Source organism: Kamptonema formosum PCC 6407, assembly GCF_000332155.1.
In the GTDB taxonomy this organism is placed as follows: Bacteria; Cyanobacteriota; Cyanobacteriia; order Cyanobacteriales; family Microcoleaceae; genus Kamptonema; species Kamptonema formosum.
Genome location: NZ_KB235904.1, coordinates 1,561,596 through 1,581,442, shown reverse-complemented (window position 1 = coordinate 1,581,442; position 19,847 = coordinate 1,561,596). Strand labels below are relative to the sequence as shown.

At 43.1% G+C, this 19,847-nt stretch carries 15 protein-coding genes and 1 tRNA gene; 11 read left to right on the top strand and 5 right to left on the bottom strand.

Annotated elements, in window-relative coordinates:
- The first annotated feature begins 42 nt into the window (after window positions 1–42).
- Both OSCIL6407_RS0123860 and OSCIL6407_RS0123855 read left to right on the top strand, forming a co-directional pair.
- Entirely contained in the window at window positions 43–951 is a 909-nt protein-coding gene (locus OSCIL6407_RS0123860) for a DALR anticodon-binding domain-containing protein (protein ID WP_234708759.1), read from the top strand.
- A gap of 106 nt (window positions 952–1,057) precedes the next feature.
- On the top strand, window positions 1,058–1,474 hold the full coding sequence (locus OSCIL6407_RS0123855; RefSeq protein ID WP_007356030.1) for a thiol-disulfide oxidoreductase DCC family protein: 417 nt from the start codon (window positions 1,058–1,060) through the stop codon (window positions 1,472–1,474).
- Here the strand turns inward: OSCIL6407_RS0123855 and OSCIL6407_RS0123850 are convergent.
- Both OSCIL6407_RS0123850 and OSCIL6407_RS0123845 read right to left on the bottom strand, forming a co-directional pair.
- Window positions 1,471–1,896 (bottom strand): hypothetical protein, encoded by a 426-nt coding sequence (locus OSCIL6407_RS0123850; protein WP_007356029.1) that lies wholly within the window; start codon window positions 1,894–1,896, stop codon window positions 1,471–1,473. The genes OSCIL6407_RS0123855 and OSCIL6407_RS0123850 overlap by 4 nt on opposite strands.
- A 279-nt stretch (window positions 1,897–2,175) precedes the next feature.
- On the bottom strand, window positions 2,176–4,584 hold the full coding sequence (locus tag OSCIL6407_RS0123845) for a GAF domain-containing protein (protein WP_007356028.1): 2,409 nt from the start codon (window positions 4,582–4,584) through the stop codon (window positions 2,176–2,178).
- Between the two features lie 838 nt (window positions 4,585–5,422).
- On the opposite strand from OSCIL6407_RS0123845, the gene OSCIL6407_RS34775 reads away from it, so the two are divergent.
- Window positions 5,423–9,436: an SdrD B-like domain-containing protein gene (locus OSCIL6407_RS34775; protein ID WP_019487755.1), complete on the top strand. Its 4,014-nt coding sequence runs from the start codon at window positions 5,423–5,425 to the stop codon at window positions 9,434–9,436.
- 141 nt (window positions 9,437–9,577) lie between these two features.
- Here OSCIL6407_RS34775 and ctpB read toward each other — a convergent pair whose 3' ends face one another.
- The gene (ctpB, locus tag OSCIL6407_RS0123835) at window positions 9,578–10,882 is read right to left on the bottom strand and encodes a carboxyl-terminal processing protease CtpB (protein WP_007356024.1); all 1,305 of its coding nucleotides are present in this window, start codon (window positions 10,880–10,882) and stop codon (window positions 9,578–9,580) included.
- Window positions 10,883–11,164: 282 nt separating this feature from the next.
- Between ctpB and OSCIL6407_RS0123830 the strand changes: the two genes are divergently transcribed.
- Both OSCIL6407_RS0123830 and OSCIL6407_RS0123825 read left to right on the top strand, forming a co-directional pair.
- Window positions 11,165–11,992 (top strand): hypothetical protein, encoded by an 828-nt coding sequence (locus OSCIL6407_RS0123830; protein ID WP_007356023.1) that lies wholly within the window; start codon window positions 11,165–11,167, stop codon window positions 11,990–11,992.
- Between the two features lie 271 nt (window positions 11,993–12,263).
- Complete coding sequence (locus OSCIL6407_RS0123825; protein ID WP_007356022.1) at window positions 12,264–13,166, top strand: pentapeptide repeat-containing protein; 903 nt, start codon at window positions 12,264–12,266, stop codon at window positions 13,164–13,166.
- Window positions 13,167–13,660: 494 nt separating this feature from the next.
- Here OSCIL6407_RS0123825 and OSCIL6407_RS0123815 read toward each other — a convergent pair whose 3' ends face one another.
- A complete protein-coding gene (locus OSCIL6407_RS0123815; protein WP_007356550.1) occupies window positions 13,661–14,698 on the bottom strand; it encodes a DUF2278 family protein in 1,038 nt (345 codons plus the stop codon).
- Between the two features lie 380 nt (window positions 14,699–15,078).
- Between OSCIL6407_RS0123815 and psaD the strand changes: the two genes are divergently transcribed.
- Window positions 15,079–15,504, top strand: a complete 426-nt coding sequence (psaD, locus tag OSCIL6407_RS0123810) for a photosystem I reaction center subunit II PsaD (RefSeq protein ID WP_007356552.1) — start codon at window positions 15,079–15,081, stop codon at window positions 15,502–15,504.
- A gap of 158 nt (window positions 15,505–15,662) precedes the next feature.
- Window positions 15,663–15,736 (top strand) — tRNA-Val (locus OSCIL6407_RS0123805).
- A 38-nt stretch (window positions 15,737–15,774) separates the two neighbouring features.
- On the opposite strand, the gene OSCIL6407_RS35575 is transcribed toward OSCIL6407_RS0123805, so the two are convergent.
- Entirely contained in the window at window positions 15,775–15,948 is a 174-nt protein-coding gene (locus OSCIL6407_RS35575) for a hypothetical protein (protein WP_155523424.1), read from the bottom strand.
- Here OSCIL6407_RS35575 and OSCIL6407_RS0123800 point away from each other — a divergent pair.
- From OSCIL6407_RS0123800 to OSCIL6407_RS0123785, 4 genes are all read left to right on the top strand, one after another.
- Entirely contained in the window at window positions 15,937–18,555 is a 2,619-nt protein-coding gene (locus tag OSCIL6407_RS0123800; protein ID WP_007356554.1) for a site-specific DNA-methyltransferase, read from the top strand. The genes OSCIL6407_RS35575 and OSCIL6407_RS0123800 overlap by 12 nt on opposite strands.
- Window positions 18,556–18,641: 86 nt before the next feature.
- Complete coding sequence (locus OSCIL6407_RS0123795) at window positions 18,642–18,983, top strand: DUF433 domain-containing protein (protein ID WP_007356555.1); 342 nt, start codon at window positions 18,642–18,644, stop codon at window positions 18,981–18,983.
- The gene (locus tag OSCIL6407_RS35570) at window positions 18,961–19,128 is read left to right on the top strand and encodes a hypothetical protein (protein ID WP_007356556.1); all 168 of its coding nucleotides are present in this window, start codon (window positions 18,961–18,963) and stop codon (window positions 19,126–19,128) included. The genes OSCIL6407_RS0123795 and OSCIL6407_RS35570 overlap by 23 nt, the downstream gene beginning before the upstream one ends.
- Before the next feature lie 86 nt (window positions 19,129–19,214).
- Window positions 19,215–19,823, top strand: a complete 609-nt coding sequence (locus OSCIL6407_RS0123785) for a Uma2 family endonuclease (RefSeq protein WP_026103840.1) — start codon at window positions 19,215–19,217, stop codon at window positions 19,821–19,823.
- The last annotated feature ends 24 nt before the right edge of the window (window positions 19,824–19,847 follow it).

The window sequence follows — 19,847 nt, the reverse complement described above, 5'->3', positions numbered from 1 at the left end:
CTGGATTTGGTATTAGATGCGAGAAAGCTTAATACATGACTTATGCACGAGATACCAAAGATGCAGGAGGTGGGTGCGATCTTAGTTTTAGGCGTGAAAGGTATTTTACTGAAACTATTAGAAGCTGCGATCGCATCCCCTTCGATCGCGCTTGAGGAAATACCCTTACAGCGCACTAAAGATTTTAGGCGAGTGCAATACATATCTGCGATCGCGCTTAAACTCGCTCATCTTTGGCAACAACCAGCGATCGAAGTTGCTACCCAGCTTGCAGCTAAATGCCAAAAAGAGAATGAAAATATAGGCTTTTTAAGTAAGGAAAATTTCACCATTGAAGTTTTGCCATCGGGGATGATTTTGTTTGAATTAACCGATGTAAGTGTAGCCGCCTGGTTGCAATACCTCACTGACACCCCACAGACGTTAGAAAAGAGAGAGAGTCAAATTAAATCCGCCTCTGTGGAAAGCGATCGCATCTTTCCAGTTCAATATAGCCATGCTCGTTGCTGTTCCCTGTTGCGACTAGCTGACCGCGATCGGATTATAGAGCTTGTGGAGCGCGATCGGCAAACCAGCCTCGCACCTTGGCAGATTATCAATCCCAACCCCATACCCTGGCTAAATTCTAACAACCGTCTGCGATTAATACATCCCGCAGAACTCAATTTAATTTCCCAATTATTTACAACTTTAGACACTCTAGCTTCCCTTTTTAACGGAGGTTTTGAAAAGCCGCTAATCACCAATAAATCAACAGATTGGCTCAAATTAGCCAATACTTTAAGCGATACTTTCCAGACGTTTTATAGTCAATGTCGCATTTGGGGAGAAGTGAAGACAGAAACACCAAAACTTGCTCAAGCAAGGTTAGGTTTAATACTAGCAACTCAAACTTTACTACAATTTATACTGCAAGAACTATTAGGTATAATCGCTCCTCTGGAACTGTAAAGTAGTTTCGGTTTTCATTTTAGTAGAAAATACACTTAATTAATTATCCCTTATAAAGCTTCTAAGTTATGCTATAATTAGATGGCATAAATATCAACTATACTCAATGACTTACTACGTAATCTACGACGGCAATTGCAATCTCTGCGTTACCTTAGTACAACTACTTGAAAACTTAGATAAAGGTCAAGAATTTCAGTATATACCTATGCAAGACAAAGAAAAGTTATACAAATTTGAGATAACGCCTCAAGACTGCGAAATGGGCATGATCTTAATAGATGGAAACGCACCAGATCGCCGCTGGCAAGGCAGCAACGCCGCTGAAGAAATCGGTCGCTTACTGCCAGCAGGAAATATATTTGTTGCCACTTATCGCGCAATGCCAGGTCTGAAATGGGTAGGCGATCGCATCTACGAACAAGTCCGCGATAACCGCTATACGCTATTTGGCAAACGATCTACAACATACGAATCAACTTATCCAATTAGTTGCAGTCTCAAAGGAAATTGCCAGCCTTAAACTGAACTATTAAACAGTTCAAATATTTGCCGACAAAAATGTTTCAGCTTTTCCGCCGACTCGGATGCTGGTTCCTTTGTCCCCGCAAAACCCCAATTATCCACCGTTGAAAATCGCCACTGTTGACCAGAATGATCGTAACCAGCGGCTTCAACTCCGATCGCGCGGCGATCGCCATCTACCGGATCGTCGTAAAATCGGATCTGGATTAAAATGCTGCGGCTTTGCAGCAACCGACTCCTACCGGGGAAGTGAAAGCCAATGTCAATAGAATCAGGATCGACGAGTTCCCTAGTATCCGCATCATTCATCCAAGGTTTGAGATCGACTCTCACATCTGGGAACTGTGACTTGAATAAATTTACAACAGCAGCAATTTTGCTGGCAACTTCAATATTCCTAGCTTGTTCAGCAGCGTTCACCTTCAACACTCCTACAAAATATAGTGCCAATAGCTTTAGATAACAATGTAACTACATCCTGCGGAATGTAGACTGTGAAGGGCGGACATTTTTTTAAGAAGGGACTAGGGGCTAGGGGCTAGGGGCTAGGGGCTAGGGAAGAGGAAGAGAGGGGGAGAGGGAAAGAGGGGGAAGATAGGGGAGATGGGGGAGATGGGGAAGATAGGTAATTAAGAATTACCAATTACCAATTACCAATTACCAATTACCAATTACCAATTACCAGTTACCAATTACCAGTTAACAGTTAACAGGTATTATATTTCCCGATTCATTGATAACAGTTACTTCACTTACCTCAGAAGCAACTTCAGGAAAAGGAAGAATACGCACGCGACCAAACCTCAAACCACTCACTCCTTGCAGCGGTTCTACCATACCAGTTTGAATTTTTGACTCCACACAACCCTCGCGAGCTAGATAGCGTAAATATTGCCGATATTCTTCCCACTCATCCTCATTAGAATAAACAATAGTTAGCATTCCAGACTGCGTAATTCGTTCTTGAGCGTCTTTATCAACCGCTTTTTCAATCCGTTTTTTAACAAGTTCGTAGCGAATATCGCGAGTGCCTTGGACATCAAACATTTTTTCAGTATTTTCGTTGTGAAAAATGTTGATCGTTGTATTCTGTACTAAAATTAAATGAGCTAGTTGTAAATTGATTTTAGCATCAGCTTGTAAGCGAAAAGCAGCTCTAGCACAATCGCAAACAGCTCTTAATTGTTCATAACGCAGACTGTGCAAGTGAAAGGGAGTAAATTTACTATCAATTGACTTGCCGATATAAATCATGTGATCCATGCCATCGGTGCATTCAATATCGCAATAATGGGGGATAATTTGCTGCATCCGCTCTTGCCATTTTGCCCAAGTTTCCTGCAAATTAGCAGTAATTAAACTGAGCATTTCATCATAGCGAGTCCGTTCGCCATAAACGCATTGATGTTCGTTTTTGCAAGCTGCTTGGTAAGCTTCCAGTGCTGCTTGCACCTCCGGCCCGCACTGCATAAAATGGTCAAAATATACTTCTAAATGCTCGCTCAGATACTCTGCGGCTCGGACTTCCATATCTACAGTTACTTTTTCCTGCAAATGCTTGATATAGTCCAGCATATCCAGTCGAAGTTGTTCTCCCAAGGGAGTACCTTGAGTTGTACACAAAGCCTCAACGATCGCTAAGCCTAGACGAAATTGTTCGAGCAAGTCGCCTTGAATGGCACGGTTGCGCTCTTCTGAGGAGCCGCGAATATCGGAGATACCATAAAGGGGATATACTTCGCTAAAAACTATTGTCTCCGGTGGTAGGCCCCAACTGCGTCGCTCTGCTTCCTGTACGAACCGCCACTCGACGGCGGGATGGATGTTGTGGATGTGGGTGAAGCGCTGCTGAATGGCTTGCCGTAGGGCCGCAATGAAGGCGGGAATTAGTTCTTGAGCGTGTTGGCAGTCGATACCGTTAAAATGGTTGGGGCGATCGCACGTTAATCCCACTACTCCTAAAATCTGATTTCCTCCCCCTTCGCGATTGATAGTTTTCACCACTAAGGGAATTAGCAACATCGATCGCACTCCCATTTTCCGTAAGTAGCGATCGCACTCCGTTTCGCACTCCCGCCGCAAATCAGGCACGTTCCAGACTTGATTAGCCGCCGTTGCCTGCAAAAAGTGAGAACCTTCGAGAGACTGTAACGCATACACTGTCGGCCTGATATCGTGACCGTCTTTGCAGATAAAGAGTTGCGCTTCGGAGCCATCAGTCCGCAAAAGAATGCTACCATCTGCGCCAAAGAGCGATCGCAAACGTTTATCTATTTTCTTAAACTTTTCCGGTCTTAGAATTGAATCTCTATCTATCAATAACTGCGTCAACCGCCGAATTTGTTCCTGTCCCGTGACATCAAAACCTTCTAACAGCAACAGACCTTCCACACGGTAATTTTCTAACCGCAGTCTATCCGCCAAAGTTGCCAATTGATTAGGCTGCATTAGCCAAGCTTCCCGCTCCGAGGCTGGCATTAACTTTAGATGAAAATCCGAAAACTCATCTATTTTCGGGTCAATGCGAGTAACTTTTAGCTCTTCGGAACCCAACCAAAATTCCACAAACCGATGCTCTCGGTGCAGCGGACTTTTGACAGTAGCCATTACGGGTTCATCAAGCACTCGCAAACTTTCCAGGTCAATCTGATATAGCTGTTTGAATACCCAGTACAAAATATGACGGCGGTATAGCTGCTCCGCTGTCCGGCCGTCCCAGTCTTCAAACAAATCCAGCAACCCGATACCCAATCCTGTCAACAAACCACCAAAATCAGTTCCCTCGTGGGTTCCTTCCAAACCCGCCAACCGACAGAAAGCCGAGTTAGCATAACGCAGAATAAAAGTCTCCGGTTCCATGACAGCCATTAACACCCGGCTAGAACGCTGAAATTGAAAAAGGCGCTCTAGGTATTGTTTCCAAACTTTCAATTGTTCGATTTGGGCAGAGTGACTTGGCACCTGTGCCGCCAAAGCTTGTAATAATTGTTCCATATTTGGCTCAACCAAGCTGCCGTTACCGTTTTTAGTCCGAGGAATATCTGCGGAAAGTAACGCTTTAACAGAGTGGCTATTGGCTTCTTGGGATGTCGGCTTCGGGGTCGGCATAAGTCTGCACCTGAATGCACTGGATATTTTAAGAAGATGTTGGCGACTGGTTCTAGGGAGTTGGTACTCCAACATTCCTTGACACCTGTGGACAACTATAGTTAGGGGCTAGGGGCTAGGCGCTAGGGGCGAGCGTTGAGGGAAAAGCTTACGACCTAATGGATTATGAACCAGAGGTAACACTGGGATTTGCCCTAACCGCCTTGGGGGTTGCTATAAAAGTTTGCAACGTTATAGTATTGTATCTAACACACCAGGGGTCTAACCCCTTTTGTGATTGTGATAGTAAATTTAAGTGTCTACTAATTAATTAAAAATTAAAAATTAAAAATTAAAAATTAAAATATTTATACACCGAGTGTATTTTGGGCAATGCGTCGGATGTGGAGGATGCAAACAGGGGTTAGAGTTGGGTTCAAAAAATACCAAGAATATAGGCAAAAGCATCATCATCTTTGAAATCTCGATCGCTGATGTCAGCCAAATCTCTAATTACAGAATTGCCTCATCATCACTAATTTCTATACCAAAAGAATTTTCCCATGTCATCACTATCTCAACTGCGTCAAGTCCCATTCTTACTCTAGCCCCTTCTTTACCCTAGTCCCTAGCCCCTAGCCCCTAGCCCCTTCTTTACCCTAGCCCTAGCCCCTAGCCCATAGCCCCTAGTTATATATTCACAATACGTAAGTGCTCACACCTGAATAATTTACCTAACTTTAGGTATATTTACATAAATTTTGGGTAATTAGGGGGTGAAACCCCCCACAAATCTCCGTAAAATTGCTAGACTCGTAGCCAAGACCGAACTTATTTTTTACATTAGATCAGGTGCATCATGGCTACCTATACAGTAACCACTAACGCTGACAGTGGTGTTGGCACATTGCGAGATGCGATCGCACAAGCAAATAGCAATGCGGGCGCAGACGAGATCCTTTTCAATCTCACTACAGGCAATCCAAACGAGACAATAAACCTCTTATCTCCCTTACCCAATCTCACAGACAACGCAGGTACGTTAATTAATGCCTGGAGTCAAGGGGGGCCAACTTACACCGGTACACCCCTAATCGAACTCAACGGCACAGGTGCCGGTGCCGGTGCAAACGGTTTGTCTATCTCTTCATCCAACAATACCGTGCAGGGTTTGGCGATCAATCGGTTCACTGAAAACGGGATTTTGATCGCTTCGGGAACTAACAACGTTATTCAAGGTAACTATATAGGTACCGATCTCACCGGGACAGTTGCCTCACCGAACAATAATTATGGCCTATTGATTTGGAGTGCTAACAACACCATCGGCGGAACTCTACCATCAGCGCGGAATATTATCTCCGGCAACAATCGGTTTGGAATAATAATTCAAGGTGGCAATGCCAATGAAAATGAAGTATTAAACAACTTTATTGGCACCGATTACACGGGTAATAATAACTTAGGCAACAATTGGCGGGGAGTGCACATTAGCGACGGTGCAAAAAGTAATGAGATTCGAGATAATTTCATTTCTGGCAACGATCGCTCAGGAAATACCGACAGCGGAGATGATGCCAACATTGGAATTGAGGGTGTAGGCACTAATAATAACATTGTAGTAGGCAATTTTATTGGCACAAATGCTACAGGTACGGGTTTAGCTGGGGGCGCTCCAGCAGTTATCGGCACACCTCCTTCAGGAGGGCAACGGGGCATCTTGATTACCGGAGGTGCTCAAAGTAACATAATTGGGGGAACAGCAGCAGGCGATCGCAACATCATTTCTGGCCATCTGCAAAGCGGCATTGAAATCCGCAATAATAACTCATCAGGAAATCAAATTATTGGCAATTACATCGGCACAGATGCAGCCGGTACTGGTGCGCTTGCTAACCGTCTAAATGGGATATTCATTAATGGTGGAAATAACACTCAAATTGGCGGTACGGGTACAAATGAGGGCAATATTATCGCTAATAACGGTGCGGCAGGTGTCAATATTCCCGTCGGCACTGGTAACAGTATTCAAGGCAACTCCATTAGTGATAATGTAGATTTAGGTATTACCCTAACCAACAGCAATCAACCGAAAGCTAATAATGATTTCATCGGCGGCAATGATGGTCAAAATTATCCCAATTTATTATCAGCCTTTCTCGGTAGTAACAACACGGTAATTACAGGGGAATTAACTGCTGCTGCTAATACTAGCTTCCGCATAGAATTCTTTGCCAATAATGCTGCCGATCCTTCTGGAAATGGAGAAGGAGAAACATTTTTAGGTTTTACAAACGTCAACACTGACAATGCTGGTAATGCCAATATCAGCTTTACGCATCCCGCTTTATTAACAAGTCAATATATCGCAGCTACTGCCACTAATCTCGATCTGAATACTGGCACAAATAACACCTCAGAGTTTTCCAATTCTCTACCAGTTGATACCTTAAGTATTAGCGGTTTAAAATTCCATGATATTAATGGTAATGGATTGCAAGACTTAGGCGAAACCGGACTTCCAAATTGGCAATTTCAATTGCTTGATAGTTCAGGGGTTTTAATCGCTGATACTACCTCAGATGCTAATGGTCAATACGAATTTGACAATGTTTTACCAGGTGATTACAGTCTTGAAGAAGTTCTGCAATCTGGATGGACGCAAACAGTAGCACCTAATGCTATTAATTTAACAAATGCTGATTTAACTGATAATAACTTTGGGAATTTCCAAAATATCAGCATTAGCGGCATCAAATTTGAAGACAATAACGGCGACGGGATTCAAAATGCTAACGAGACTGGACTAGATAATTGGCAAATCAACTTACTTGATGCTACTACGGAAACTGTCTTAGAAACTACGACAACTACTACAGGTGGCAATTATAGTTTTATCGACCTTGAACCTGGAAATTATCGAGTTAGAGAAGTCAACCAAAATGGATGGTTGCAGACTACTCCTAACCCTAATGATATTGTCGCGGAAAGCGGCAATATATACACGGATATTGATTTTGGAAATCTTCAGAAACTTGCCCAAATAGAAGTTTTAGATCCGACTAACAATAATATTATTGATGGCACTAACAATGCTGTTGATTTCGGGAGTACCTTTGTTAATACTCCTCTCACCAAACGCTTCACTATTAAGAATATAGGCACTGACGATCTTAACCTAAGTATTCCTAGTTTGCCGACTGGTTTTAGTATAGTCGGAAATTTCCCTAATCTTATTGCGCCTAACCAGCTAGTAACATTTGATATTGCCTTAAATGCTGCTAGTATTGGCACTAAAAATGGCATTCTGCAATTTGTCAATTCTGACACCAATAACACACCTTTTGATTTCCCTATTATAGGGACAGTGGTAGGTACTCCCACGCCTACTCCCACACCTACTCCCACAGGAACGCCTACTCCCACACCCATTCCCACAGGAACGCCAACACCAACAGGAACGCCTACTCCCACACCCATTCCCACAGGAACGCCAACACCAACAGGAACGCCTACTCCCACACCCATTCCCACAGGAACGCCAACACCAACAGCAACACCTACTCCCACACCCCTTCCCACAGGAACACCTACTCCCACACCTACTCCCACAGGAACGCCAACACCAACAGGAACGCCAACACCAACAGGAACGCCAACACCAACAGGAACGCCAACACCAACAGGAACGCCAACACCAACAGGAACGCCTACTCCCACACCCATTCCCACAGGCACGCCAACACCAACAGGAACCCCTACTCCCACACCTACTCCTCCAGAAACACCTACTCCCACACCAACAGCAACACCCATTCCAACGTCAACAAATACGCCAATTCCAACACCAACACCTAGCGGTACGCCAACGCCAACAGCAACACCAACACCTAGCGGCACGCCAACGCCAACAGAGACAATAAATTCTTCCCCTTTCTCTTCTTTAACCAACTCAGATATTCCCTGTCTTTGCGGGGAGATAGTGCGTCCCGATCTAAATAAACCCAATGCCGTAGATAATATTATCTACAGCAACAACACTAGCAACAACACTAATAGCATCCAGTTCGGAACACTAGAAAATGATGCTTTTCATGGTAGAGATAGTGGGAATATTTTCCATGCTAAATTAGGCAACGATAACCTTTACGGTGGCAACAGTAAGGACATACTTAACGGCAATGAAGGTAGTGACTTCATTGATGGCAGCAAGGGAAATGATTTCATTTTAGGAGGTAAAAATAATGATATTCTCTTAGGTGGGGAAGGTCAAGATTCTATCTTGGGAAATCGCGGTCAAGATTCAATTAATGGTGGAGAAAAAAATGATTTAATTAATGGCAATCAAGGAGATGATTTTATTGATGGTGGTAAAGGAAATGATTCCCTATTTGGAGGCAAAAATAATGATGTATTAATTGGTAGTAGAGGAGAAGATTCTCTCTGGGGAAACTTAGGGGACGATACTCTGTGCGGTAGTCAAGCTAATGATTATTTGAGTGGTAATGGAAATAACGACATTATTGATGGATGTGGGGGAAATGATACTATCTATGGAGGTAAGGGCAATGACACTCTCTTAGGTTGCGGCGGTGATGATATTTTATATGGAGACTTGGGGAACGATACCCTAATCGGTGACAGTGGGAATGATGTATTTGTATTAGGTGTAGGTCAAGGATTGGACATCATTGCTGATTTTACAAAAGGGGAGGATCTTTTGGGTTTATCAGGGGGTTTAACCTTCAACCAGTTAAATATTACTCAAGTTGAGAGTGCTACTTTAATTAGTAACTCGATTGGTGGGGAAGTCTTGGCATTGCTATCAGGCGTGCAAGCTAGTCAAATAGGAAGTTTTGATTTCAAATTGTAAGGAGAATGGGTCATTGATATAGATATCGGTAACACCTCCATCTGGGCGGTAAAAAAACCGCCCAGAGGGCGGCGTTATGGATGATACTAAAAAGTAGGGCAGATATTATCCACCCTACTTTGATTACACCTAATTGCTCATCTAACGAATCTCGTTAGCCGCAAGAGGACGAGCTGAAGGATTAGTTTTCAAAAGTGCGATCGCACGGGCGTAGCAAGGGTCATCTTGAGTTCCCACTAGCGATGGCTTACTGGCTAGTTGTAACTTCTGCTCGTCCGTAACATCCACTTTAACGTCGGGTGTCACCCCTTTGTGGCTGATATCAATACCGTTAGGAGTGTAGTAGTGAGCGATCGTTACGGCCAATCCCGAACCGTCAGAGAGGGAATGCACTGACTGTACCAGCGCTTTCCCGAAGGTTTGACCGCCCATTACAGTCGCGCGTTTATTATCCTTAAGGGCTCCTGCTAAAATTTCGCTAGCACTGGCAGAATTGTCATCAACTAAAACCACCAAAGGCTTATCAGTAATAGCAGTGCGATTAGCCCGCATTTCTTCGCTTCCTCCCTCGCGGTCTACTGTACGCACGATCGCGCCAGTATCCATCCACATCCGGGCAATGTCAATGCTGACTCGCAAGAGTCCCCCTGGATTCCCGCGCAAATCTAATACGAAAGCATCAGCTTTCTGATCCTTAAGTTTTTTAATTGCTTTTTGCATTTGTTCGCCTGCGTGAGCGCTGAACTCTTGCAAGCGGATGTAGCCAACTCGCGTCTTCCCTTCCTCCTTGAGGTTATAGCGAACGGCGGCTACTTCAATTCTGGCCCTAGTCAGAGTTACCTCAAATGGACTTTTTCCAGTTCTGCCAATTTTGAGGGTGACTTTTGTTCCCTCTGAGCCGCGAATCAGGCCAGCAGCATCACCTACGGTCATGCCTTCGGTAGATTTACCGTCAATTCCTAAAATTTGATCTCCGGCTTGAATGCCAGCTTGAATCGCAGGAGAATCCTCCATTGGTTCGGCCACCGAGATCGTTTTAGTTTTTTCGTCCTGTTCCAACCTCATACCGACCCCTGTCAGTTCCCCTGAAGTTTGGTTGGTTAGCGCTTCGTACTGCTTTGGGTCCATAAAGCGCGTGTAGGGGTCGTTTAACTTCTCTAAGGCTTTGCGGAGAGCGCTATAAGCTTCTTCGCGAGAAGTATAATCTTTGTCTAGCAACTGCTGCCTTGCGGCTTGCCAATCGACCTTATTAAAGCTGGGATCTACATAATCCCGGTTAACAATTTGCCACGCTTCGTCTAAAACAGCTTTAGGGCTGTCCTGAAGTGCGGCACGGACGGATTGGCTCAGACCGGGAACAAATAAAGTAACGGAGGCAGTTGTTGCGATCGCCCCGCTCAAGAGGGCAGTACGGAACTTGGAAAATCGTCTTGAGGCTAGGTTCATTGAATTTCGCTCGAATCGATTTTATTTTTTAGATTTTAGATTGGCGTTAAAATCTAAAACCAGAATACTTAATTGGCAGGAGGCTATTATCCTTTAAATAGTCTAGCGACCTTCTCTATGAATTGCCAAGCAATGACAGCTTTATTTGATTAAACTTAAATAGGACTTGCGAAATCTATTTGTAGCGCCACCCTCAAGGCAGTACATTCACTGCTTTGACTCTTGCGTTCCCAAGCGTGATACGTAAGTCTATTAAATTAAAAGCTACAAATTGGATGTGCAGTGGATAGGAAAGTTGAACAATCCCAAAAGTGGTTAGGGAAAATCGCCAACATCGCTATAGTTTTGACTGCGTTGGCAGGTATTACTGTGATGCAGAGCGATCGGCAATTGGGGGGGCTATCGGTAGATGGTCAAAATGGTGCAAGCGCATCGGGCGCACCTGCGATTAGCTTGTCTGAACTCCAAGAGCAAGAAGCTCTACGGCTCCAATTGGCCAAAGTTTCGCCTACTTTTGGGTTTGATAATTTAATTGCAGATTGGACTTTCCTGAAATTCATCCAGTATTTTGGCGATAGCGAGGTGCGATCGCAAACTGGCTATGCTCTCAATACACCCTACTTTGATATCATAACCATGCGTGACCCGCGATGGGTTGATATCTATCCTTTTCTTTCTACAGCAATTTCCTACTATCTGGGCAAACCTGAAGTCGCCATTCCCATGATGGATCGCGGTACTGATGCTCTTTCTCCCCAGATTGACCCTCAAGCTTGGCGGGTGTGGCGGTTTAAAGGTCTCGATCAATTTCTTCTACTAGGGGATATCCCTGGCGCTATTCGCTCTCATGAAATGGCTGCGGACTGGGCTTTAGGAACTGGCGATCCGAGAATCGCGCCGCTATTGCGACAAACAGCCGAATTCTTGAAACAAGACCCCGATAGTACCTTTATACGCTTTCAGGCTTGGAGTTCGGTTTACTACGAAGCCACAGATCCCTTAGTCCGGGAAAGAGCCAAGAGTGCTCTGTTATCCTTGGGATCTCGAATGGAACAGGGCGAGGATGGAAATGTACGGTTTTTCTTACCTTCAGAGCCAGTTAAAAAGTGAAATAGGGTACGTAAGGCAGCTCTCTGGGGGGTGACTCTACCGTCCAGAGGGGGGCGTTACAGATATTTTTGTGTATTTATAAAGTTTATTTTGCTCAAATTTTACAATCAAACTTATAAAAACTTAATACAAAGTAACAATTAGTGTTTAGAAATATTAAGTTAATTCCTGCACTGCGATCGAGTGCGATCGCGCAGGCAAAAACAAATATAAAATCTTTATTAAGAGTTAAGATATATACTTAAATTGCTGGTATCAGGAGTCTACTTAGATGGAAGTAAGCGAACTGCTCAAGCGTTACGAGAACGGAGACAGAGACTTTGCTGGAGCCGATCTCAGCTCGGCTAACCTTAGCGGAGCCATCTTGATCGGAGTCAACCTTTCCGGGGCTAACCTGTCGGGAGCTAATCTGAGCCGGGCCTTTCTCACAAAATCAGAACTCAATGGCGCTTCCCTCCACAGAGCGAATCTAAGTTTTGCCAAAATGGGCGAAATTAGACTGGCGGATGCTGACCTCACGAAGGCAAACATCAGCGGAGCTTTCCTAGTAAAATCAAAACTACCCAGAGCAAAACTCAGCGGCGCGAACATAACCGGCGCTAACCTACGCAATGCTATCCTCTGGAACGCCAATTTATGCAGTGCCGAGCTGCAATTAACTAACCTGCGGGGCGCGAATCTGACGGGAGCTAATCTCAACTGGGCCAATTTCTACGGTGCCAAACTCAGCGGTGCAAAACTTTTTGGAGCTCAACTAACAGGTATTAGTCTCAGGAAAGCTCATCTCAACGGTATCGATTTGGGGGGAGTGGATCTCAATGGTGTCAACTTGAGCGAAGCGAAACTTAATGGAGTGAACTTAGAAGGGTCAAACTTGGTGGGGGCAAATTTTTACGCAGCTCAGTTGCGTAGCGTCAAGTTAACGGGAGCAGACTTAACAAAGGCAAATCTGGTGCGAGCTTGCTTAGTACAAGCAAACTTAAACTGGAGTAGACTGTCTCAGGCAAACTTAAGCCAAGCCGACTTGAGCGAGGCGACGTTAATGGGAGCCAATTTTGAGGGTACTGAGTTAGCCGGAGCCACAATGCCAGAATCGACAAGGCGCTATTTCTGTTTAACTGCGGCGGGTAATATGACAGTTGGGCAAATGCAAGAAATGAGTGCGACGGGTTGAGAAATTTTTACCGCAGCAGTGAGCAGCTCAAGGCTTTAAAAATCCCACAAGTACCTTGTTCTGCTTACTAACTGTCATATCTTTTGGGGTCTTTGTTCTTTTTATTTTCTTTTTCTTGAGCATCTTTTTTTGGTTTTTTGGTTTCTTTGTTGCTTTTTTGTTCTTTAGACATCCTTTTTTCTCCTAATTTAGTGCGTAAGTCTTATCATTAATTTTGTTGATTTTGCTGCTTTTATCTCTATTCCTAAAGATAGATTTTTAGGAATAGAAGGGGAGATGGGAAGCTCTTGAGCTCTTGAGCAGGGGACGAATATGCCAATTACCCATTACCAATTATGAACGCGGATTTTACGGATTACACGGATTACACGGATTAGTTAGAGTCACGATCGTTTAGTCTGTGAAATCAGAGGAATCTGTAAAATCTGTATATCCCAATTACCAATTACCAATTACCAATTACCCATTATCAATTACCCATTACCCATTACCAATCAAAATACAATCGTCCAACCCTCACGCTCTGATTGCTGCTGAGTATAGGAGACTCCATGAACCTTTAAGCCTTGGTTATTCAATAACGTAATAATACCACCCTTGCTACTAAGTTGTACATTAGCTGGCAGCGTCACCACAAAAGTTGCACCCGCAGCCACAGTACCAGAGAGAGTAAACTTATTCTTAAACTTATCTGCGATCGCCCATCCCTTCAAGTCAATCGCCTGCGAACAAGTATTAAGTAAAGTTACGGTTTCCTTGCCAGCATCAGTACCAATGGGATTTACCAAAGCCGCCACAATCCGAATCACATCATCATGTTCTTCCACCTTAGCCATCTGCTGCGGTTTCTCCAAAAACCCGCCTGAAATCGGTGCAGCGATAGTCTCAATTTGGTGTCCAGTTGTATCATCAGTGTGCCAAGTTTGCGACTGAAACTTTAGAAAAATAGCCACCCAGCGATTATCCGAGGGGAAATGTATCAACATTCCCCCATCTTGCCACACGCCATCATCCGCGATAAATTTACCAACATTACCCTGATTCATGTGGATATCGTGAATCCCATTACCAGGCAAAAAGCCAAAGATTTTATCTTTAATAGTTTCGGGGCCCCACTTTTCACCAAAAGCATAAATCAGAGCATTTTCATCGGCCATCGCTCTTTCTACATACTTGTCAATTTTTTCATTTAAATCATTGTCAACGCCCGGTATATCAAAGGGCAGGGGAATCATGTTTTTGCGATCGAATAAATTGCCGCGAATAAAATCCAAAGCTAAACCCCCAGGCTTTCTTTCCACAGCATTGAATCCCCAAGGCAAATCTAACAAACCAGTTAATAGGGGGTGAGAGAAATTTTCATCTACTAAATACTCAAGTTCAGATGGTTCTAGTTTGGATTGAACATTAATAGCAATGCGGTAGTCCGTATCTTTTGAAACTAGATGGATTTGATAATGAGCATTAGAGATTTTAGCTAAACGGCTGCCTACAGGCCGACCTTTTAAAACACCATAATTTTTTAGCGGCATGAGTTTCTCCTTAAGTAGGGAATAGAACTGATTAATTAATTGATAACCCGCCTTATTCGCGGTAGAGTTACCAGCCAGATGCGGCGTTATATTATTAGTATATAAGTCTAGTCAGCAAGAAAGCAGATAATTTAATCTGGTAGAAAAAAGCTCTCAAGATTATTACTCAGTTCTACTACAATCCGAAAGTGAATCAGCTTTTCAGGATAGAATGTAGACCCATTCTCACCTCTTCCCGGTTCCTCTGTGCGCTCTCCTCCACTCCGGGCCACCGAGCCCCCATGCTCCCGCTCCGCACCTAACTGTTACAGTTCCTTACGATTTGAACAGACAAGGAACCTCTGAGTGATACTATGCCGTAAAAATCTTCAGAAATATCTATGGCAGAACAACTCACTGGACAACCCCCCATTTTCGGCGGCAGCACCGGCGGCTTGCTGACCAAGGCGCTAGTCGAAGAAAAGTACGCTATTACTTGGAGTAGCCCCAAGGAGCAAGTGTTTGAGATGCCTACTGGCGGCGCGGCCATTATGCGTCAAGGCGACAATCTGCTGTATTTACCTCGTAAAGAGCAGTGCATCGCTTTAGGCGGTCAACAACTGCGAGCCAAGTTCAAAATCACGAATTACAAGATTTACCGCATTTTTCCCGACGGTTCGACGGAGTACCTGCATCCCAAGGATGGCGTTTTCCCTGAGAAGGTGAATGAAGGCCGCCCCAAAGTAGGTAGCGTTGAACGTAATATCGGTAGTAATCCCAATCCGGCTACTTTGAAATTTAGCGGTAAGAAGACTTTTGATCCCTAAAAGGGGTATCAGAGCCAATTTCTTTGGGATTTTTCCCAGTTGTTAAGGGATTGCTCAAAATTCAGCCCTAGCGGGTTCATCCTGCTGGGGCTGAAATAAATAGAGGTAAAAAAGACTTGACATTAAGGAAAAAGCTGTGCTAAATTTATAAATGGTGCGGACGCATAGCTCAGTTGGTTAGAGCACTACGTTGACATCGTAGGGGTCACAGGTTCGAGTCCTGTTGTGTCCATTGAAAAAACCAGAGTTAACAAATCAGGTTTTCCCAGTTTATCCTCTGGCGGAATAGAAAATAGTGAGGGCGATCGCGACTTTCGCTGAGGTGGCAAGTGGTAGAGTTTGATTGAGAGAGTGCGATCGCATCCTTAAAATCTGGTAAACCTGTGCGATCAGATAAATTGTAAAGTAAAGACTTTGACTAGAGGATGTCGCATGGCAAGGCAAAAGAAACCTGACCAAAGAAAGATCGATCAATATAATCACGAAAATCAGCAACGAGTCAATAACCCACCTGTGGGATTGGTTACGCCAGAAACCGATCCTGATGGGGATAATAAAAATTATAGCTACGATCCGCACCTTGACCCCCAATTAGTTTGGGCGGGTAAGGCAGAACATACTAATTTTGAAGTGCCAACTGTATCATTGCACGTTCACGAACGCATCGATCCTCGCACCATTATAGAAGCAGTTCGTAAGCAAAATCAAAGCGAGGGTGTGCAGTTATCTCTGTTTGAAATAGCAGAGGAAAATCCGCCGATTCGACAGGCGATCGAATTTTACAAGCACAAGCATAATTGGAGTAACCGCTTAGTAGCTGGAGATTCGCTTTTAGTGATGAACTCCCTATTAGAAAAAGAGGGAATGGCGGGACAAGTGCAGATGATTTATTTCGATCCGCCTTATGGGATTAAATATGGTTCCAATTTTCAGCCGTTTGTGAATAAGCGCGATGTCAAAGATGGGAAAGATGAGGATTTGACTCAAGAACCGGAAATGATTAAGGCATTTCGGGATACTTGGGAATTGGGGATTCATTCTTATTTGACTTATTTAAGAGATAGATTGTTATTGGCGAGGGAGTTATTGTCCGAAACTGGTAGTATTTTTGTGCAGATTTCGGATGAAAACTTGCATCATGTTAGGGAATTGATGGATGAGGTTTTTGGAATAGATAAATTTATAGTTATAATTTCAATTCAAAAAACAGGTAGTTCTACGGGAGCTTTTATTCAATCAAATTGTGATTATCTACTTTGGTATGTCAAGGATTTTCAGCAAGCAGCAAAAAGCTTTAAAAAATTATTTATTCAACGGAAGCTGAGAAGTGCTGGTGGTACTGGTTATTCAATGGTTGAACTACCAGATAAAACAGATCGACCTCTAACTAATGATGAAATTGCTGATTTAGAAACATTACCAGCAGGTAGCAAAATTTGGAGAGCTTATCCGCTAACGTCAGATGGCTTCAGACCAACAACTACTATTGAATTTGAATTTCAAGGCAGAAAGTATCATCCAGGTAGTAACCGTCACTGGGGAGTTACACCAGAGGATTTACAAAAGGTAGCAAAACAAGGGCGTATTGTTGCACTGGGTAATCAAATACATTTAAAGAGGTACTTCGATGATTATCCTGTAATTCCATTATCAAATTACTGGGATGATTTAGGAGGCGTAAGTAATAGAATTTATGTTGTTCAAACTAATCAAACTGCGATTCAACGTTGTATTTTAATGACAACTAAACCAGGTGATTTAGTCCTAGACATCACCTGCGGTAGCGGTACAACAGCCTACGTAGCCGAACAATGGGGACGCAGATGGATAACTTGCGATACTTCAAGAGTAGCAATAACCCTAGCCAAACAAAGGTTAATGACCGCCACCTTTGACTATTATCAACTAGCAAATTCCCAAGCAGGCGTAAGCGATGGATTCAAATACAAAACTGTCCCTCATATCACCCTCAAATCTATTGCCAATAACCCCGAAATTCGGGAAGGCATGAATCGCATAGAAATCGAACAAGCCATTAATAAATACGCAGGCCAAGAAACACTTTACGACCAACCATTATTAGACAAATCCAAAGCCAGAGTTACTGGCCCCTTCACCGTCGAAGCCGTACCCGCACCCACAGTAAAACCAATTGACGATATTATCAATCCCCCCATTCCTGACAATTCAATCGCCCGTTCTGGCGAAACTTTACGCCAATCAGAATGGCGAGATGAACTGCTAAAAACGGGGATTCGTGGTAAAAACGGGCAATATATTTTATTCTCCAGAGTCGAATCTTTACCCGGAACTCGTTGGCTTCATGCCGATGCCGAAACTAAACCAAATGACCTGGGCGCTAATACAGTAAAAGAAACTGGTGGTAGTTATGGTCAACCAATGCGAGTGGTAATTTCCTTCGGGTCACAACACGCACCTTTAGAACAAAGACAAGTCACCCAAGCCATTGAAGAAGCACAAACTTTAGTTCCCAAACCCAAATTAATTGTCTTTGCTGCTTTTCAATTTGACCCGGAAGCCGCCAAAGATATCGAAGAAACCAATTGGCCGGGAGTCACATTATTAAAAGCGCAAATGAACGCCGATTTACTAACAGAAGATTTGAAGAAAAAACGGGCTAGTAATGAGAGTTTTTGGTTGATTGGTCAGCCAGATGTTGCGCTGCGGCGGATCGAGAAAGGAGAAAATAAAGATAAGTGGCAAGTCGAAGTTTTTGGCTTTGATTATTATAACACAAAAACCGGAAATATTGAGTCTGGTAGTGTGGAAAAAATTGCGGTTTGGATGTTAGATATTGATTATGATGGGAGAAGTATTTTCCCCCGTCAGGTTTTCTTCCCGATGGCAGGAGAAAAAGATGCTTGGTCGCGCTTAGCTAAGAATTTAAAAGCTGAAATTGACGAGGATTTAATCGAGTCTTATCAGGGGACTGTTTCCTTGCCTTTTGAAATGGGAGAATATCAGCAGGTTGCTGTTAAAATTGTGGACGATCGGGGAATTGAGAGTTTGAAGATTATTCGGTTAACCTAAGAAACCCGGTTTCTGGGTGAGTGCTATAATCTAACTATGACTTTGAATATCAATCAAACCTTAATCAATAAATGGAGAAATAAACCATGCTAATAGAAGAATATTTTGATTTTTTAGCACCCGATGACATTCGAGTAAAAGGGACAAGAGTGGGAATAGAAAGCATCCTTTATGAATATATTTATCGTCAACGTTCACCAGAGGAAATATTAAAACACTTTTCCACTCTAACTCTCGATCAAATTTACGCGACAATCCTTTATTATTTAACCAATAAAGAAGCCGTAAATAAATATATTGAAGACTGGTTAGAATGGTCACATCAACAAAGAAAAGCCCAAGAATTAAACCCTCATCCAGCTTCGATAAGACTCCAACAAATTAAGATGGAAAGACAGAAAAAAAATGGCACTCAAGTATCTTATTGATGAAAATGTTGACCCGATTTATCCTACTCAACTTCGGATTAGACAACCGGAATTAATAATTCGGGTTATTGGCGAACCTTCTATACCAGCAAAAGGAACTAAAGACCCGGAAATTTTAGAATGGTGTATGGTTTTAGGTATTTAATTGTGGAGAATATAACTATGACTCTGGCTATCAATAAAAAAGATGTAATTTTAGATAACTACATTAAAAAGTTGGAGGTTTTTCCAATGACTCAAACAATATCCAAGTTAATAACTTTTGATGAATTTCTGGAATGGAAACCAGAAAACGGACATTATGAATTACATAACGGAGTTATTGTTGAAATGCCAAATCCAACTGGTCAACATTCTGCGATCGCGGGTTTTCAGGCCGTCGAGTTTGGTTTAGAAATCAGGCGACTACAGCTTCCTTACTTTATTCCCAAGGAATGTACAATTAAATTTTGCGATAACTCTGGATACGATCCAGATGTCATTGTATTAGATAAACAAGCCGTAGCAGCCAATGAATCTCGATGGGAAAAAGAATCCGTTATTACTCAAGGAAATTCCATAAAGTTAGTTGTTGAAGTTGTCAGCACAAATTGGCGGGATGATTATGCACATAAAATGATTGATTATGAAGCATTAGGCATTCCCGAATATTGGATAGTCGATTATTTAGGTTTAGGTGGTAGCCGTTATATAGGTTCTCCGAAACAGCCTACTTTATCAGTTTATCAGCTAGTAGATGGTGAGTATCAAATTAAGTTATTTCGAGGAGATGAAAGAGTTGAGTCTTTAGTGTTTCCTGGGTTGAATTTGACCGCCGTGCAGATTTTTAATGGTGAGTAAGTATTCAGACGATCAATCTTATTA

Excerpts from the sequence above, each read along its gene's own strand:
- OSCIL6407_RS0123855 (WP_007356030.1), top strand. The coding sequence starts at position 1,058 with ATGACTTACTACGTAATCTACGACGGCAATTGCAATCTCTGCGTTACC.
- OSCIL6407_RS0123795 (WP_007356555.1), top strand. The coding sequence starts at position 18,642 with ATGCTAATAGAAGAATATTTTGATTTTTTAGCACCCGATGACATTCGA.
- OSCIL6407_RS0123815 (WP_007356550.1), bottom strand. The coding sequence starts at position 14,698 with ATGCCGCTAAAAAATTATGGTGTTTTAAAAGGTCGGCCTGTAGGCAGC.
- OSCIL6407_RS0123845 (WP_007356028.1), bottom strand. The coding sequence starts at position 4,584 with ATGCCGACCCCGAAGCCGACATCCCAAGAAGCCAATAGCCACTCTGTT.
- OSCIL6407_RS0123825 (WP_007356022.1), top strand. The coding sequence starts at position 12,264 with ATGGAAGTAAGCGAACTGCTCAAGCGTTACGAGAACGGAGACAGAGAC.
- OSCIL6407_RS0123800 (WP_007356554.1), top strand. The coding sequence starts at position 15,937 with ATGGCAAGGCAAAAGAAACCTGACCAAAGAAAGATCGATCAATATAAT.
- ctpB (WP_007356024.1), bottom strand. The coding sequence starts at position 10,882 with ATGAACCTAGCCTCAAGACGATTTTCCAAGTTCCGTACTGCCCTCTTG.
- OSCIL6407_RS34775 (WP_019487755.1), top strand. The coding sequence starts at position 5,423 with ATGGCTACCTATACAGTAACCACTAACGCTGACAGTGGTGTTGGCACA.
- psaD (WP_007356552.1), top strand. The coding sequence starts at position 15,079 with ATGGCAGAACAACTCACTGGACAACCCCCCATTTTCGGCGGCAGCACC.
- OSCIL6407_RS35570 (WP_007356556.1), top strand. The coding sequence starts at position 18,961 with ATGGCACTCAAGTATCTTATTGATGAAAATGTTGACCCGATTTATCCT.
- OSCIL6407_RS0123785 (WP_026103840.1), top strand. The coding sequence starts at position 19,215 with ATGACTCAAACAATATCCAAGTTAATAACTTTTGATGAATTTCTGGAA.
- OSCIL6407_RS0123860 (WP_234708759.1), top strand. The coding sequence starts at position 43 with ATGCACGAGATACCAAAGATGCAGGAGGTGGGTGCGATCTTAGTTTTA.